Source organism: Hydrogenophaga sp. BPS33 (assembly GCF_009859475.1).
In the GTDB taxonomy this organism is placed as follows: Bacteria; Pseudomonadota; Gammaproteobacteria; order Burkholderiales; family Burkholderiaceae_C; genus Hydrogenophaga.
Genome location: NZ_CP044549.1, coordinates 604,417 through 619,200 on the forward strand (window position 1 = coordinate 604,417; position 14,784 = coordinate 619,200).

14 protein-coding genes are annotated in these 14,784 nt (G+C 67.2%); 5 read left to right on the top strand and 9 right to left on the bottom strand.

The annotated features are described in order from the left end of the window. Positions 1-7: 7 nt before the first annotated feature. Genes F9K07_RS02910 through F9K07_RS02950 form a run of 9 tightly spaced genes read right to left on the bottom strand, consistent with a single transcriptional unit; the run spans position 8 to position 9,758 of the window. On the bottom strand, positions 8-1,207 hold the full coding sequence (locus tag F9K07_RS02910) for a CaiB/BaiF CoA transferase family protein (protein WP_159589214.1): 1,200 nt from the start codon (positions 1,205-1,207) through the stop codon (positions 8-10). Next, the gene (locus tag F9K07_RS02915) at positions 1,208-2,176 is read right to left on the bottom strand and encodes a Bug family tripartite tricarboxylate transporter substrate binding protein (protein ID WP_159589216.1); all 969 of its coding nucleotides are present in this window, start codon (positions 2,174-2,176) and stop codon (positions 1,208-1,210) included. It lies immediately after the preceding gene. 21 nt (positions 2,177-2,197) lie between these two features. After that, positions 2,198-3,241 carry a leucyl aminopeptidase gene (locus tag F9K07_RS02920; protein WP_159589218.1) on the bottom strand — a complete coding sequence of 348 codons (1,044 nt, stop codon included), beginning with the start codon at positions 3,239-3,241 and terminating at the stop codon, positions 2,198-2,200. Continuing rightward, complete coding sequence (locus F9K07_RS02925; protein WP_159589220.1) at positions 3,238-4,074, bottom strand: alpha/beta fold hydrolase; 837 nt, start codon at positions 4,072-4,074, stop codon at positions 3,238-3,240. The genes F9K07_RS02920 and F9K07_RS02925 overlap by 4 nt, the downstream gene beginning before the upstream one ends. Then, positions 4,071-6,398 carry a xanthine dehydrogenase family protein molybdopterin-binding subunit gene (locus tag F9K07_RS02930; protein WP_159589222.1) on the bottom strand — a complete coding sequence of 776 codons (2,328 nt, stop codon included), beginning with the start codon at positions 6,396-6,398 and terminating at the stop codon, positions 4,071-4,073. Before F9K07_RS02930 ends, F9K07_RS02925 begins: the two co-directional genes overlap by 4 nt. After that, positions 6,395-6,892 carry a (2Fe-2S)-binding protein gene (locus tag F9K07_RS02935; RefSeq protein WP_159589224.1) on the bottom strand — a complete coding sequence of 166 codons (498 nt, stop codon included), beginning with the start codon at positions 6,890-6,892 and terminating at the stop codon, positions 6,395-6,397. Before F9K07_RS02935 ends, F9K07_RS02930 begins: the two co-directional genes overlap by 4 nt. 23 nt (positions 6,893-6,915) lie before the next feature. Beyond that, a complete protein-coding gene (locus tag F9K07_RS02940; protein ID WP_159589226.1) occupies positions 6,916-7,779 on the bottom strand; it encodes an FAD binding domain-containing protein in 864 nt (287 codons plus the stop codon). Positions 7,780-7,803: 24 nt separating this feature from the next. After that, complete coding sequence (locus F9K07_RS02945) at positions 7,804-9,003, bottom strand: FAD-dependent monooxygenase (protein ID WP_268894740.1); 1,200 nt, start codon at positions 9,001-9,003, stop codon at positions 7,804-7,806. Between the two features lie 14 nt (positions 9,004-9,017). Next, entirely contained in the window at positions 9,018-9,758 is a 741-nt protein-coding gene (locus F9K07_RS02950) for an isochorismatase family protein (RefSeq protein WP_236581785.1), read from the bottom strand. A gap of 194 nt (positions 9,759-9,952) precedes the next feature. On the opposite strand from F9K07_RS02950, the gene F9K07_RS02955 reads away from it, so the two are divergent. The 5 genes from F9K07_RS02955 to F9K07_RS02975 are packed head-to-tail and all read left to right on the top strand — an operon-like array spanning position 9,953 to position 14,782. Continuing rightward, positions 9,953-11,101, top strand: coding sequence for an acyl-CoA dehydrogenase family protein (locus F9K07_RS02955; protein WP_159589228.1), 1,149 nt, complete (start codon positions 9,953-9,955; stop codon positions 11,099-11,101). Then, entirely contained in the window at positions 11,098-12,156 is a 1,059-nt protein-coding gene (locus F9K07_RS02960; protein ID WP_159589230.1) for an acyl-CoA dehydrogenase family protein, read from the top strand. Before F9K07_RS02955 ends, F9K07_RS02960 begins: the two co-directional genes overlap by 4 nt. A 40-nt stretch (positions 12,157-12,196) precedes the next feature. Then, positions 12,197-13,168 carry a Bug family tripartite tricarboxylate transporter substrate binding protein gene (locus F9K07_RS02965; RefSeq protein WP_159589232.1) on the top strand — a complete coding sequence of 324 codons (972 nt, stop codon included), beginning with the start codon at positions 12,197-12,199 and terminating at the stop codon, positions 13,166-13,168. A gap of 37 nt (positions 13,169-13,205) precedes the next feature. Then, on the top strand, positions 13,206-14,105 hold the full coding sequence (locus F9K07_RS02970; RefSeq protein WP_159589234.1) for an alpha/beta fold hydrolase: 900 nt from the start codon (positions 13,206-13,208) through the stop codon (positions 14,103-14,105). After that, the gene (locus F9K07_RS02975; protein WP_159589236.1) at positions 14,102-14,782 is read left to right on the top strand and encodes an alpha/beta fold hydrolase; all 681 of its coding nucleotides are present in this window, start codon (positions 14,102-14,104) and stop codon (positions 14,780-14,782) included. The genes F9K07_RS02970 and F9K07_RS02975 overlap by 4 nt, the downstream gene beginning before the upstream one ends. Positions 14,783-14,784 lie beyond the last annotated feature (2 nt).

The window sequence follows — 14,784 nt, forward strand, 5'->3', positions numbered from 1 at the left end:
CGGGCCTTCAGCCCACCACGACGTTGCGTTCAAGCAGATCCGCGATCTGCGCGTCTGCATAACCGAGCTCGCACAGGATGGCCCGGCTGTGCTCGCCCAGCGTGGGCGCCAGGCTGCGCACCGTCGCCGGTGTGGCCGAGAACTTCGTGGTGGGGCGCACCGTGACGATCTTGCCCTCGGTGGGGTGCACCGTAGGCTGGAACAAGCCGATCGCAGCGAGCTGCGGGTGTCGCGGAAGGTCGTCGAGTGTATAGATCCGTGTGGCAGGGATGTCCAGCCGTTCGCAGACTTCCAGCCAATACGCGGTACTGTGGTGGCGCGTGAACTTGGAAAGCTCGTCGTACATGCCCAGCGTGCCGTTGCTCTTGGCGCCGTATTTCTCGGCGAGCTCGGGCACACCGAGCTCTTCGAACAGCGCGCGGCGGTGCGACACGGTGTAGGCCAGGATGGCGATATGGCCGTCGGACGTGGCCACCGGCGTGCGCGCGCCTTGCCCCAGCAGACGGGCGTAGCCGGCCGGCGCGGGCGGCGGGTCGAACGCCAGCCCGCCCAGGTGCTCGGCGAGCATGAACGACACCAGAGTCTCGAACATCGGAACTTCGACGTACTGGCCCTGGTCGGTCTTTGCCTGGCGGTAGAGCGCGGCCATGACAGCATTGGCCAGCGCGAGGCCGGCGGTCTTGTCGGCGATCAGGGTGCGTACATAGGCCGGGGTCTCGCCTTCGCCGGCGGTAAGGCCCACCAGGCCGCAGGCGGCCTGGATGGTGTCGTCGAAGGCGGGCTTGTCGCGGTCGGGGCCGTCCTGATCGAAGCCGGTGGCCACGCAGTACACCAGGCGGGGATTGACCTTCACAAGGTCTTCGTAGCCCAGGCCCAAGCGGTTGATCGCCTTGATGCGCATGTTGTGCACCACCACGTCCACGTCCTTGGCCAGACGGCGCACCACCTCCACGCCTTCGGGCGTCTTGAGGTCCACCACCAGCGAGCGCTTGTTGCGGTTGATGTTCAGGAAGATCGAGCTCATGCCACCGTTGCGCGTGCCGTTGCCGCGCATCACGTCGCCTTCGCGCGATTCGATCTTGATCACGTCCGCACCGTAGTCGCCCAGCACCTGCGTGGCGATCGGGCCGAGCACCACGGCCGAGAGATCGAGCACGCGGACCCCTTGCAGCGGTCCGGTCGACGTGGGGGTGTTCGTGCTGTTCATTCAGTCGACCTTGATGTTGCCGCGGCGTGCCGCTTCGGTGTATTTGGCGAGATCGCGCTGCACCAGCGCGGCGGTCTGCTGCGGTGTGATGCCGGAGGGGCTGATGCCCATCTTTTCCATCTTCTGCTGGATGTCCTCGCTGGCCACGATCGCGGCGATTTCGCGCTGCAGGCGGTCCACGATGGGCTTGGGCGTGCCCTTGCGCGCGAACAGGCCAACGAACACGTCGACATCGAAGCCGGGCAGGCCGGACTCGGCGAGCGTGGGCACGTCGGGCAGGTTTTTCGAGCGCTTGGCCGAGGTGATGGCGATCGGGCGGATGCGCTTGGACTCGATCAGTGGCAAGGTGGGCGCAATGTCGGCGATCAGCATGTCGATCTCGCCGCCCAGGATGGCGGTGACCGCCGGCGCGGTGCCCCGGTAGGCGACGTAGGTCGTGGTCATGCCCGCTTGCTGGTTGAGCAGCTCGCCGGTGAGCTGGAACAACACACCCGCACCGCCGCTGTTGAGGCCTCCCGGCACGGCCTTGGCCTTGGCGATCAGCTCGCGCGTGTTGGTCACGGGCAGGTCCGGCTTGGTGCTGAAGACGATCGGGTACGTGCCGAGAACGGTGATCGGCTCATAGTCGTTGATGGGGTGGTAGGGCAGATCGGCTTGCACGGCCGGGTTGATGGTCATCGCGCCGCTGGCGCCGATGAGCAGCGTGTAGCCATCGGTGGGCGCGTTCTTCACCGCCATGTTCGCGATCGTGCCGCTGGCGCCGGGTTTGTTGTCCACGGTCACGGGTTGGCCCAGGCGTTGCGCGAGGGGCACGGAGATCATGCGCGCCAGGATGTCGGTGCCGCCTCCCGGCGCAAAGCCCACGACCAACTTGATGGGCTGCTTGGGGTAATCGGCCTGAGCATGAGCGGGCGCGATGGCGGCGAAGAGGGCCAGGCCGGCCAGGAGGGACTTGCTGAACGGATGCATGGTGGGAGACTCCTGAGTGGGTTAGCGGGATGGGGTGACGCGCATGTCGGGGTGGACCACATCGCCTCGGTCGACGATCGGGACGCCGTCGAGCCACAGACTGCACTGGCGCATGGGCAGGTCCATGTGGCAGGCGGTGTCGTTGGTCCCGCCCAGTTCCAGGTTGGGGCCGGTGGAGAACAGCACGTTGCCGTAGAAGGACAGCGCGTTCATCACGTGTTCGTCGGACAGGTGGCGGGTGGTGGAGAACTGGTACCAGCGCGCGCGCTCGTTCAAGCCCCAGCCGATGTGCGAGATCGCGTAGGCGCGCGGGTCTTTGAAACTGGCCATGTAGTCGCGGATGAGTTGCGCGTCCAGGCCGTCGCCCGCAATGTCGACGATCAAGCCCTTCTCGACCTTGAGCGTGACCTGGGTCTGCACGTACTGCTTGAAGGCGCAGATGATGTCGCCCGGCTGCAGCACCACGGTGCCGTCGATCTCGCCGTCGTTGCCCTGCGTGAACGAGAAGCCCGAGGGCAGGTGGTCCCAGCGGCCCGGTTCGTCGGTGTAGCCGTACTCGGACATCACGGGGTATTGGCCGAGCTGGTAGGTGATGTCGGTGCCGGCGTCGGAGGTGAAGCGCAGCGCCTTGGCCTGCTCCATCATTTCTTTGGCGCGCTCCACGCGGCGGCGCAGGTCGGCGGTGGGGAACATGGCCTTGATGACGTGCAACGGTTCCATCACTCGCAAGATGCGCACGCCAGCGGCCTGGATCTCGTTCTGCTCTTTGGAGAACAACAGGCCCAACATGTCGATCACCAGGTCCGCGGACTTCAGGGTGCGCATCGCGAGTTCGTTGCCCACGATCGGGTGGCGGCCTTGCACGCCCACGGCGTTGGTCAGGTCGCGTGCGACGTTGAGGTTGAAGGTCGTGGCGCCCAGGCGTTTGGCGGCGACCATGAAGGCGTGTGCGCATTCGGCGCGTTCATCGCCCGCGCTGAGCACGACCATGGTCTGGCCCGGCCCTACCTTGCACAGCTTGAGCTCCTCGGTGAGCACGTGCAGCATGTCGGCGTCGATCTTCATCTTGTGAGTTCCTTGGTGGTTTCTGGCGGTTGAGCCGTGCCGCCCAGGATCGGGTCGAGCAGCGCACGAAGGCCGGCGAAGTCGTCGACCTGCAACTGGTGGCCGGCCGACATCAGGCGCTCGACCTGCAGGCGGGGCAGGCGTTCGCGCATGTCCCACACGTCTTCTTCGGAGACGACGTGGCCCTTGCCGGCGCAGATCAGGTGGGACGGGATGGACATGCAGGCCAGGTCGGCCAGCATGTCCTGCTGGTGGAAGTCGTCGTAGGTGACGTACACCACGCGTTCGTCGCACGTGGCCAGCCACTGCGCACGCAACACCAGCATGTCTTCGGGCCAGGGCGCTTGCCCAGGCTGGCGCAGCAAGGCTTCGGCTTCGCCCCGGTGCGCGGCGCGCACCATGGCCAGCGTGCGGTCCATCGGAATCGGATAGGGGCGGCGCCCGGGGCCGCTGGTGGGCGGGTCGAGCAGCACCACGCGCTGCGCGTCGTGGCCCGGCTTGCGCAAGGCGCGCAGCGCAATGCGAGCGCCCATCGAGTGGCCGACCAGCGTGTGCGGGCCCAGGCGCAGGGCCTGCACGAAGGCGAGCACGTCGCTGGCACAGGCATCGACACCGTAGTCCAGGTGCGGGCCCGATTCGGACAGGCCACGGCCACGCACATCGAGGATGTAGCAGTCGTGCGTCTGGCCCAGCCAGCGGCCCACGTGGTCCCACAGCGCGGCCGGGCTCACGATGCCGGGCACGATCACCACCACCGGCCCCTTGCCCCCGTAGCGCAGGTAGTGCTGGCGGATGCCGTTGGCGCGAACGTGCTTGCCGTAGAGAAAGCTCACGCCAGGCCTTTCGCGGCGCGGGCTTCGCGCATCGTCGCGGCCAGGCGGTCGAGCGACATCGGCAGGCGCGTGACCGACACCGACAGGCCCGACAAGGCATTGCAAACCGCATTGGCCAGCGCGCCGCCCGTGCCGATGATGCCGCCTTCGCCCGCGCCCTTCACACCCAGCGGGTTCGAGGGCGACGGGCTCAGTTCCAGCGTGAGCGCGTCGACGTGTTCGAAGTCGGTGCTGACCGGCAGCAGGTAGTCGGCAAAGGTGCCGGTGGTGAGCTGGCCGTCTTCGTCGTAGATGAACTCGTCGAGGAAGGTGCCGCCCATGCCTTGCACGGCCGCACCGATGGTCTGTCCGTGCACGATCAGCGGGTTGATCATGCGGCCCACGTCTTCGACACAGAGGAACTTCTCGACCTTCACCTGCGCGGTCTTCGGGTCCACGCTGACATGCGCGAGCTGCAGGCCGAAGGTGAAGGTGAGCTTGTCGTTCATGAACGAGGTCTCCACGCTCACCGGCCCGTGGGCTTCATGGCCGCAGTCGGGCAGGCCGGCCGAGAGCTCGGCCAGCGTCGCGACCACGCCGCCGTCGGATTCGCGCATGACCTGGCCATCGCGCCAGGCCAGGCCTTGCGCATCGGGCAAGCCCTTCAGGCTGGCCGCGCGTGCCAAGAGCGTGCGCACCATGTCCTGTCCGGCCTTGTGCACCGCGCTGCCCCCCATGACGGCCGAGCGGCTGTGGTACGCGCCGAAGCCTTGCTTCAGGTACGTGGTGCTGCCGTGGTGCACGCGGATGCTGGCGAAGGGCACGTTCAGCGAATCGGCCAGCACCTGCGCCATCGAGGTTTCATGGCCTTGGCCCGCGCTGGACGATCCCACGAAGAGGTCGAAGCTGCCGTCCTGGCGCAGCTCGATGCGCGCGTGCTCGCCCGGTCCACCCCCGGTGGATTCGGTGAAGCAGGCCAGGCCCACGCCGTGCAGCTTGCCGTCGATGAGCTGGCCATTGCGCTGCGCCAGTTCGGCATAGCTGAAGTGCGCCAGGCCGCGCTCGAACACCTCGGGGTAGTTGCCGCTGTCGTAGATGGTCGTGCCTTGGCCGGGCACCAGCGCGCCCGCGTCGTACGGCATCTGGTCGGCGCGGATCAGGTTCTTGCGGCGGAATTCGATCGGGTCGATGCCCATCTCGCCGGCCACGATGTCCATCAGGCGCTCGCGGAAGAAGCACGACTCGTAGCGTCCCGGGCCGCGGTAGGTGCCGGCCGGGGTCTTGTTGGTGATGATGGCGCAGACGTCGAAGTCCAGGTTCGGGATCGCGTACGCGCCCTGCATGAACTGCGTGCCCTTGCCGGCCATCACGCCGGGGTTGGTGCGCACGTAGGCGCCGATGTCGCCCATGACCTTGCCGCGCATGCCCTGGATCCGGCCATCGCGGTCGACCGCGATTTCCAGCTCGCAATGCATCTCGCGCGAGTGGTTCATGGCCATCAGGTTCTCGCGCCGGTCTTCGATCCACTTCACCGGTCGGCCGATCTGCTGAGCGGCGAAGGGCACCAGGAAGTCTTCCGGGTAGAAGTCACCGCGCACGCCGAAGCTGCCGCCGACGTCGACCTCGATCATGTCGACCTGGGTATTGGGCAGCCCCAGCATGTCGGCGAGGATGCCGCGGTTGGCAAACGGCACCTTGCCCGCGCCCCACACGCTCATGTGTTGCGCGTTCGCGTCCCACTCGGCGACCAAGCCGCGCGTTTCCAGCGGAACGGCGCTGTGGCGGTGCACGTAGAAACTTTCCTTGCGCGTGTAGTGCGCGTTGCGGAAGGCGGCTTCGATATCGCCTCGGCCCACGCGGTAGGCGCTGGCCACGTTCGTGCCTTGCGCGGCATGTACCACGACCTTGTTCTGTGCCGCGTCGCGCGCGTCGACCACGGCGTCCAGGCCGTCGTAGTCCACATACACCAGCTCGGCCGCGTCTTCGGCGATGTAGCGGTTCTCCGCGATCACCATCGCCACCGGCTCGCCCACGTAGCGCACCACCTGGTCGGCCATGGGCATCTGAAGGAAATTCTCCATGCCCGGCAGCGGGCAGGTGCGTTGCGGAATGGCCTTGGCCAAAGCCGCGATGTCGGCGTAGGTGATCACCTTCACCACGCCCGGCAGTTCCAGTGCCGCGCTCGCGTCGATGCTCAGTACCGTGGCGTGCGCCATCGGGCTGCGCACCACCACGGCGTGCAGCATGCCGGGGCGTTTCACGTCGTCGACGTAGCGTCCGCGCCCGGTCAACAGGCGCGTGTCTTCGCTGCGCTCGACCGCACGGCCGATCATGGTGTCGCTCACGCTGCGCCTCCGTTCTTGCCCGCCTGGCGCGCTTGCGCGGTGGCCACGATGGCGTCGACGATCGGGATGTAGCCGGTGCAGCGGCAGATGTTGCCGGAGATGGCTTCGCAGGCCTCTTCACGGGTCGGGCACGGCGTGCGTTCCAGGAAGGCGTGCGCCGTGGTCACCATGCCCGAAGTGCAGAAGCCGCACTGCAGCGCGTGGTGCTTGCGGAAGTTGGCTTGCAGGTCGGTGAGCCCTTCGGGTTTCGACAGGCCTTCGACCGTGGTGACCTCGCAGCCCTCGGCCTGCACCGCGAACATCAGGCACGCGCGCATCGGTTCCTGGTTGACCAGGATGGTGCAAGCGCCGCAGACCCCGTGCTCGCAGCCCAGGTGGGTGCCGGTGAGGTTGAGGTGGTCGCGCAGAAAGTCGGCCAGCGTGAGGCGGGCTTCAACCTGGGCGTCGACGGCCTGGCCGTTGACGCGCATCTGGATGTGAACCGAATCGGTCATGTGTGTGTTCTCCGTTTCAGCTCTCAGGACGACAGCGCCTGGCGCAGCACGCGCCCCATGAGCGTGTGCACCAGTTCCTTGCGGTACTCGGCCGAGGCGTGGTGGTCGCTCATCGGGTCCACCGCATCGCGCGCGGCTTCGGCCACGGCGTCAATGGCGTTGTCGGTCACGACGCGGCCCACCAGCAGGCCGGGTGCGGCCTCGACCACCATCGGGCGGGCCGTGGCGGCAAACACCACGCAGCGTGCGCGGGTGCAGCGGCCGCCGGCGTCCAGCTCCAGCGTGCAGATCGCGCCGGTCATGGCGAAGTCGCCCATGCGGCGCGAGACTTCTTCAAAGCCCCAGCGGCGCTCGGACGGCCAAGCCGGGAACTCCACGGCGACGACGAGTTCGCCCGGTTGCAGGTCGGTGGTGTAGACGTCTTGCGTGAAATCCTCGGCCTTGATGCGGCGCTCGCCCTGCGCGCCCGCGACCACGATGATGGCTTCCAGCGCAATGCACACCGCCTGCCATTCGGCCGCCGGATCGGCGTGCGCCAGGCTGCCACCGATGGTGCCGCGGTTGCGGATCTGCGGGTGCGCCACGAAGCGCATCACCGCCGGGATCAGCGGCATGCGGCGCTGGAGCAGTTCGCTGCGCTCGAACGCCGCGTGCGGCGTGAGGGCGCCGGCCTGGATGGCGCCGTTGGGCAACTCACGGATGCCGCGCAAGCTCTCCAGGCGGCGCAGGTCGACCAGCACCTCGGGCGCGGCCAGGCGCATGTTCATCGCCGGCATCAGGCTCTGGCCGCCGGCGATCACCTTGGCGCTATCCCCCAGCTCGGCCAGTCGGCGCAAGGCCTCGTCCAGCGTCGAGGGGGCTTCGTATTGGAATCTGGGGGGTTTCATGGATCTCTCGGGCCTGAGCAGGCCTTAGATGGGCACGTTGACGGCGTCGTAGGTGAACAGCCACTCGTAGCGCTCGCGGATGCGAGCCGGATCCCATTCGACCGACGTGTAGTTGTCCGCCTGAACGGGGTCCGCCAGTTGTGCGTTGTGAAAGCGCGTGAGGTTCGCGGAAGATTGATCGACGATGCGCGTGGTGCGCTCGATGCGGGCGTTATCGTAGCGTTGCAGCGCGGCCACGGGATTGGCTGCGCCGGCTTCGAGGGCTCGCGCCAGCACCAGACCGTCTTCGATCGCCATGTTCGCGCCCTGCGCGAGGTAGGGCAGGGTCGAGTGGCAGGCGTCGCCCAGCAGCGTGACGCGGCCATAGCTCCACTGCTTCATGGTTGGGTGCAGGAACAGGGCCCACTTGAAGTGGTGTTCGATGTTCTCCACCATCAGCTGCACATCCGGGTGCCAGCCCACGTAGTCGGCCCTGCACTCCTCGAGCGTGCCGGCTTCGGTCCAGGACTCGACCTGCCAGTCGTCGCGCTCGACGTGGCCGACGAAGTTCAACAGCTCGCCACCGCGCACCGGGTAGGTGATGGTGTGGCCGTGCGGGCCGATCCAGTTCGTGCCGACCGGGCGGCGCAGGTGCTCGGGCAGGCGCTCCATCGGAATCAGGCCGCGCCAGGCCATGCCGCCGGTGAACTGGGGCTTGTGTTCGCCCACCAGCTGGCGGCGCACGCGCGAATGCAGGCCATCGGCCCCCACCAGCACGTCGGCGCGCACGTGGCGGCCGTCCTTCAACTGCAGCTCGACTTCGTCGCCGATCGTGCGAAAGCCCACGCCCTGCGCGTTCACATGCAGCGCATCGGGCTTGAGGGCGCGCACGGCGTCCACCAGCATCTGGTGCAGGTCGGCGCGGTGCATCATGTAATAGGGCGCGCCGTAGCGAGCGACCGATTCGGCACCCAGGTTCAACAGCGGCACCGTCTTGCCGGTGGACCAGATGCGCACTTCCTTGGACGTGGACTCCACGCCCCACTGCGCGAGTTGTTCGCCCAGGCCCAGCGACTGCAGCACGCGCACGCCATTCGGGCCAAGCTGCACGCCCGCGCCGATTTCCTTGAGCTCCTGCGCCTGCTCGACCACCTCGACATCCATGCCCCGTTGCAGCATGGCCAGGGCCGCCGTCAGGCCGCCAATGCCGCCACCGGAGACGGCCACTTTCAATTTCTTGCTCACACTCACACTCACGCTCAGACTCCTTGGGATGCGTTCAGGCCAGCCGCGCTCTGGCGAAGCAACTCGATGGCTTCGCTCACGGGCATGACGTCGGCGTATTTGCTGTTCATGTCAAACAGGTTGACCGCGTGGGACGTCTGGGAGCGGTCGAACACCGCTTCCTGCGGGACGATCACGCGAAAACCCATGGACGTGGCGTCGACCACCGTGGCGCGCACGCAGCCGCTGGTGGTGGTGCCGGTCACGTAGACCGTGGACACACCGTTGTCCACCAGGTAGCTCACCAGCGGCGTGCCGAAGAACGCGCTGGGGTGGGCCTTGGGCACCAGGATGTCGCCCTCGATCGGTGCGACCTCTTCCACGAAATCGTAGCCCCGCGGCGGGATCGTCATGACTGCGGGCGCCTTGTCGGCCCAGCGGCCGCCGTCGTAGGCCTTCTTCGGCGCCACATGCGGGTACATGACCGGCATGCCGGCGGCGCGGAACGCGGCGATCAGGGACTGGATATGGGGCACCGCGTTCCAGCCGTGCTCGCCGCAGCTGGTGGGGTACTCCTTGATGGCTTCTTCAATGGGCATGGACGTGCTGCTGACCGAGCGGTACTGCACATCAATGATCAGCAAGGCTGCCTTGCCTGGCTTGTTCGACCGGGTGCCCATGCCGATCGTGTTGTAGAGCGCCAGTTCCTCCGCGGGGATGACGCTGTGCCAAGGAGGGGTGGTTGCCCCGGCTTGCACGGTTTTGGGTGGTGTCATGTCGATTTTCTATGTTTCTATTTGAAGGAATATAGTTCTATCAAACAGAATTTACAATAAAAAATCACTGCTTTTGTTGTTTATATAAGACGTATATTGACTTTGAAGTTCTGTTTGCTAGAGTCAAGTTCTGTTCAACGAAATATGACAGAAGCTGACAGGGTCTTTTGACCTTGTGGCTTGTGCGCCTTGCAATGCCTGAATTCCGTTTTGATCCGGTGGAGTTGCCCCCCACGGCGCCTGCCCTGAGAGAGCGCGTTCGCCAGTTCCTGGCCCTTGAGCGCTCGCGCCACACCTTCGATCCGATCCGCAACAGCTGGACCTCGTTCAATGCCGAGTTCAGCCGCCGCTGCGGCGAAGAAGGGTTGATCGGCCTGGTGTTCCCCCGCGAATACGGTGGCCAGGGCATGTCCAACCTGGAGCGCTACGTGGTGATGGAGGAGTTGATCGCTGGTGGGGCGCCGGTGGGCGCTCACTGGATCGCCGACCGCCAGAGCGGCATGCAAATCCTGCGCCACGGCACGGAACACGCGCGCCGCCTGATCATTCCGCGCATCGTTACCGGCCAGTGCTACTTCGCCATCGGCATGAGCGAGCCGGACTCCGGCTCCGACCTGGCCGCGGTGCGCACCCGCGCCGTGCGGGTGGACGGCGGCTGGCGCATCACCGGCACCAAGGTCTGGACCAGCAACGCGCACCGCGCGCATTACCTGATCGCCCTGGTGCGCACCGCGCCCAAGACCGAGGCGCGCCACGAAGGCATGACGCAGTTCATCGTCGACATGTCACAACCCGGCGTGACCACGCGCCCGATCTACAACCTCTACGGCGGTCACGATTTCAACGAAGTGGTGTTCGACGACCACTTCGTACCCGACGAGATGGTGCTCGGTCAGCCTGGCGAGGGCTGGCAACTGGTTACCGGCGAACTGGCTTACGAGCGTTCCGCGCCCGACCGCTTCATGAGCGTGTACGCGGTGCTGCTCGAAACCATGCGCAAGCTCGGCCCCCAGCCCGACGCGCACGCGGCCAGCGAAATGGGCCGCTTCGTGGCACACCTGGCGGCCCTGCGCTTCATGTCGAACTCCATCGCCGGCAAGTTGCAACGCGGCGAACAACCGATCGTCGAGGCCGCGCTGGTCAAGGACATCGGCACCACCTTTGAGCGCGAGATTCCGGAAGTGGCGCGCAAGCTCATCCCCTCGGAATCCACGATGGGCAAGGGCAACAGCTTTGACGACATGTTGGGCGGCGCTGTTCTGCGCGCACCGGCCGCGACGATCCGCGGTGGCACACGAGAAATCTTGCGCGGAATGATCGCCCGCGGACTGGGTCTGCGATGAACGAGTTGTGTGAAGAGCTGGGCAAGAGTCTGGCGCGCCTGAGCGAAGAAACCTGCACCAGCGACGTGCTGGAGGCGGCCGAGCAGGGCGTGTGGCCCGCTGCCGTCTGGCGTGGCCTGGAAGAGATTGGCCTGGTGCTGGCCGCCCTGCCGGAAGACGCCGGCGGCGTGGGTCTGGATCTGTCGGATTTGATGTACATCGTGGACCGCAGCGCGTACCACACGCTGCCCGTGCCGCTGGTGGAAACCTACCTCGCCGGCCGCCTGCTGGTGAGTGCCGGTATCGACGTGCCCGAAGGCGCGTTGACGGTGGCGCCGGTGCGGGGCGAACGCTTCGCGATCGCCGGTGGCGAGGGAGCCTGGTCGATCGAAGGCACCGCGCACCGCGTGCCTTGGGGCAACGTGTGCGGCCACGCGGTGGTGGTGGCCGAGCAGGCCGGTGAAGACGTGGTGGCCCTGGTCCGCCTGGCGCCCGAGATGGTGGGCGAGCAAACGCGCAACCTGTCGGGCGAGCCTCGGGTCGACTTGTCGTTCAACGGCGCCTCGGTGGTCGCGGCCCGCGCGGTCCCCGGTGCGCGCCAACAGCTCGAATTCGACGGCGCCTTGATGCGCGCGGTGCAGATGACCGGCGCCATGGAACGCGCCCTGGAGCTGTCGCTGCTGTACGCCAACGAGCGTGTGCAGTTCGGCCGCCCGATCGGCAAGTTCCAGGCGGTGCAGCAGATGCTGGCCGTGATGGCCGGCCACGTGGCGGCGTCCAAGGCCGCGGTGGATTTCGCCGTGCACGGTTGCGCCAACGGCCTGAGCCTTTTCCCGGTGGCGATCGCCAAAGCCCGTGCCGGCGAGGCGGCCGGCCTGAGCGCCGAGATCGCACACCAGGTGCACGGCGCGATGGGCATCACCCGCGAACACCGCCTGCATTTCTCGACGCGCCGCCTGTGGGCCTGGCGCGACGAGTTCGGCGCCGAAGTGCTGTGGCAACGCCGTCTGGGCGAGCTGGTCGCGCAGCAAGGCCCCGATGCGCTGTGGCCCACGCTGACCGCGTTCAGCGAATAACGTTTTTTCAACCCCCCTCCAACACTTTGAGGAAACTTCCATGAGAAATTGGTTCGCGCTTGCCGTCTCGTCGGCGATGTTGCTGGTGGCTCCGTTCGCCAGTGCACAGGCCGATGAATACCCGGGCTCCAAACCGGTTCGCATCATCGTGCCGTCGGCGCCCGGGAGCGGTGGCGACAGCGCCGCACGCTTCTTCGGTGAGCAACTGGGCAAACAGCTCGGCGGCAGCTTTGTGATCGACAACCGCACGGGAGCGGGTGGCGTGATTGCCGCCAACGCGGTCAAGTCTGCGCCGGCCGACGGCTACACGATCTTCATCGGCAGCAACACGCCGCTGGTGGTGACGCCGCTGGTGATGAAGAACCTGCGCTACGACCCGATCGCGGATTTCACCCCACTGTCGGGCACCACGCGCGGCGTCACCATGATCTCGGTGCAACCGGGCTCGCCGATCAAGAGCCTGCAGGAACTCGTGGCCAAGGCCAAGGCCGCCAAAGAACCGCTCAACGCCGGGGCCTTCACCGCTGGATACCAGCTCGCTCTGGAGTGGTTCTCCAACATGGCCGGCATCAAAGTGAACGTGATTCCCTACAAGGACTCGGCCATGATGTATGCCGACGTGGCCGGTGGCCGAATCGACTTCGTCATCTCCGATGTGGTCGGCGGCTCAGCGGCCATCCGTGGAAATCTGATCCGCCCGCTGGCCATGACGGCCGAGAAGCGCCACCCCGACTTCCCGCAAGTGCCGACCGCCCGCGAAGCGGGCTACCCCGAGTTCGTGAACTACGTGTGGTCGTCCTTCGTGGTCCGTGCCGACACCCCGGCGCCGATCCGCAAGAAGCTGGCCGATGCGCTGGCCCGCATCATGGACACCGACCTGGCCCGCGAGTATGCGAAGAACAACAACACCGAGTTGTTGGACCTGGGTGCTGAAGAGATGCGAAAGTTCCAGCTGGAAGAGTTCGAGCGCTTCAAGAAGGTGGCCAACGCCGCCGGCATCACGCCGCAATAAGGCCCCGGCCTTTTCCTCCCCGGACGAACCCCGCCGCATGACCGCCACCTTCCCCGGCGCGCGCGCACCCGAGCGCGAGCGCGTCGTCGATGCCCACGGCGTGCGGCTGCACGTGTGCGAATGGGGCGCGTCCGACGCGCCCCCCGTCTTGCTGGCGCACGGCATCGGTGACTTCGCGCGCGGCTTCGACCTGCTCGGCCCGGCGCTCGCCGAGGGCGGTTGGCGCGCGGTGGCCTGGGACCAGCGCGGCCATGGCGATTCCGACCCCACCGACCTCTACAGCTGGCAGGCCGACGTGCGCGACCTGATGGCCGTGGCCGCCAGCTGCAGCAGCGCACCGATGCCCGCCATCGGACACAGCAAAGGCGGCTCGCTGCTCGGCTGGGCCGTGCAGGCCCTGCCCTGGCGTTTTTCCCAACTGGTTCTGCTGGACGGCCTGTCGTTCAATTCGCCCGGTCTGGCCGCACAAGACCTGTGGAACGGCCTGCTCACGGAGCAGGGCCTGCAGAAATGGATCGCCCGCCACACCGACGGCCAGGCCCGTTGCATGCCCACGCGCGCGGCGCTCGTGGCGCAGCGCGCCAAGGCCAATCCCAGGTTGCCCCAGGCCTGGATCGAATACCTGGTCGACCAGGGCGCGTGCGACACCGCTGAAGGCTGGCGCTGGAAGCACGACCCACGCGCCGTCGCGCCCCTGATCGGCCCGCACCCCTCGCAATGGATGTTGCCGCGCCTCTGCGGCATGTCGCCGCCGCTGCTGGCCATCGTCGGCGGCGTGCGCGAAAGCATCAGCTGGAAAGTGGCGCTGAGCGAGATCGAGCCGCATCTGCCACCGGGCGCGCAGGTCGACGATTGGACCGACATCGGTCATTTCGTGCACATCGAAGCACCGCCAGCCACGGCACAGCGCGTGCTGAATTTTTTGAAGAAACCATGACGCAGTGCTTGCCATTGGGCCGCCTGCGCCTGGCCCTGCACACCTTGCGCGCGCCAGCGCCCGGGCACACGAGCGGGCCACTGCTGCTCTTGCACGGCCTGGGCGAGTGCTCGCCATCGCAAGTGCCCGAGGACTACCACCGCTGGCCGGGGCCGGTGCACGCCCTGGACTTCGCCGGCCATGGCCAGTCGTCCACGCCGGTGGGCGGCGGCTACACCTGCGAGGCCCTGATGGTGCAGGTGGTCACTGCCCTCGACGCCGTGGGCCCGTGCACGCTGGTCGGCCGAGGCCTGGGCGCGTATGTCGCCTTGCTGGCCACCGCCGCGCGCGCCACACAGGTGCGCGGCACCGTGCTGCGCGATGGCCCGGGGCTGGCCGGCGGGGGCGATGGCACCCAAAGCCCGTACCTCCCTGCGGTGGCCGCGTCCGCGCTGGACACCCCGGACCCGCACGCGCTCGCCGATCTGCTCACCGATGTGCGACACCCTGCGGCCGCCGCGCGCTGGGCACAGCTGGTGCGCAACGCCTCTCCGTGGCAAACGCCTGTGCACTTCTGCCTGCGGGAGCGCCCGGCGTGGGCGCTGGTCGCGGCCGGCGCGCTGGCGCAAGCCTTCACCCCGGTGTCGCTGGCACTGGCCGACTGCGCCTTGCTGCACACCGAACCTTGCACACCATGAGT

Excerpts from the sequence above, each read along its gene's own strand:
- F9K07_RS02915 (WP_159589216.1), bottom strand. The coding sequence starts at position 2,176 with ATGCATCCGTTCAGCAAGTCCCTCCTGGCCGGCCTGGCCCTCTTCGCC.
- F9K07_RS02910 (WP_159589214.1), bottom strand. The coding sequence starts at position 1,207 with ATGAACAGCACGAACACCCCCACGTCGACCGGACCGCTGCAAGGGGTC.
- F9K07_RS02935 (WP_159589224.1), bottom strand. The coding sequence starts at position 6,892 with ATGACCGATTCGGTTCACATCCAGATGCGCGTCAACGGCCAGGCCGTC.
- F9K07_RS02965 (WP_159589232.1), top strand. The coding sequence starts at position 12,197 with ATGAGAAATTGGTTCGCGCTTGCCGTCTCGTCGGCGATGTTGCTGGTG.
- F9K07_RS02950 (WP_236581785.1), bottom strand. The coding sequence starts at position 9,758 with ATGACACCACCCAAAACCGTGCAAGCCGGGGCAACCACCCCTCCTTGG.
- F9K07_RS02940 (WP_159589226.1), bottom strand. The coding sequence starts at position 7,779 with ATGAAACCCCCCAGATTCCAATACGAAGCCCCCTCGACGCTGGACGAG.
- F9K07_RS02970 (WP_159589234.1), top strand. The coding sequence starts at position 13,206 with ATGACCGCCACCTTCCCCGGCGCGCGCGCACCCGAGCGCGAGCGCGTC.
- F9K07_RS02955 (WP_159589228.1), top strand. The coding sequence starts at position 9,953 with ATGCCTGAATTCCGTTTTGATCCGGTGGAGTTGCCCCCCACGGCGCCT.
- F9K07_RS02960 (WP_159589230.1), top strand. The coding sequence starts at position 11,098 with ATGAACGAGTTGTGTGAAGAGCTGGGCAAGAGTCTGGCGCGCCTGAGC.
- F9K07_RS02920 (WP_159589218.1), bottom strand. The coding sequence starts at position 3,241 with ATGAAGATCGACGCCGACATGCTGCACGTGCTCACCGAGGAGCTCAAG.
- F9K07_RS02975 (WP_159589236.1), top strand. The coding sequence starts at position 14,102 with ATGACGCAGTGCTTGCCATTGGGCCGCCTGCGCCTGGCCCTGCACACC.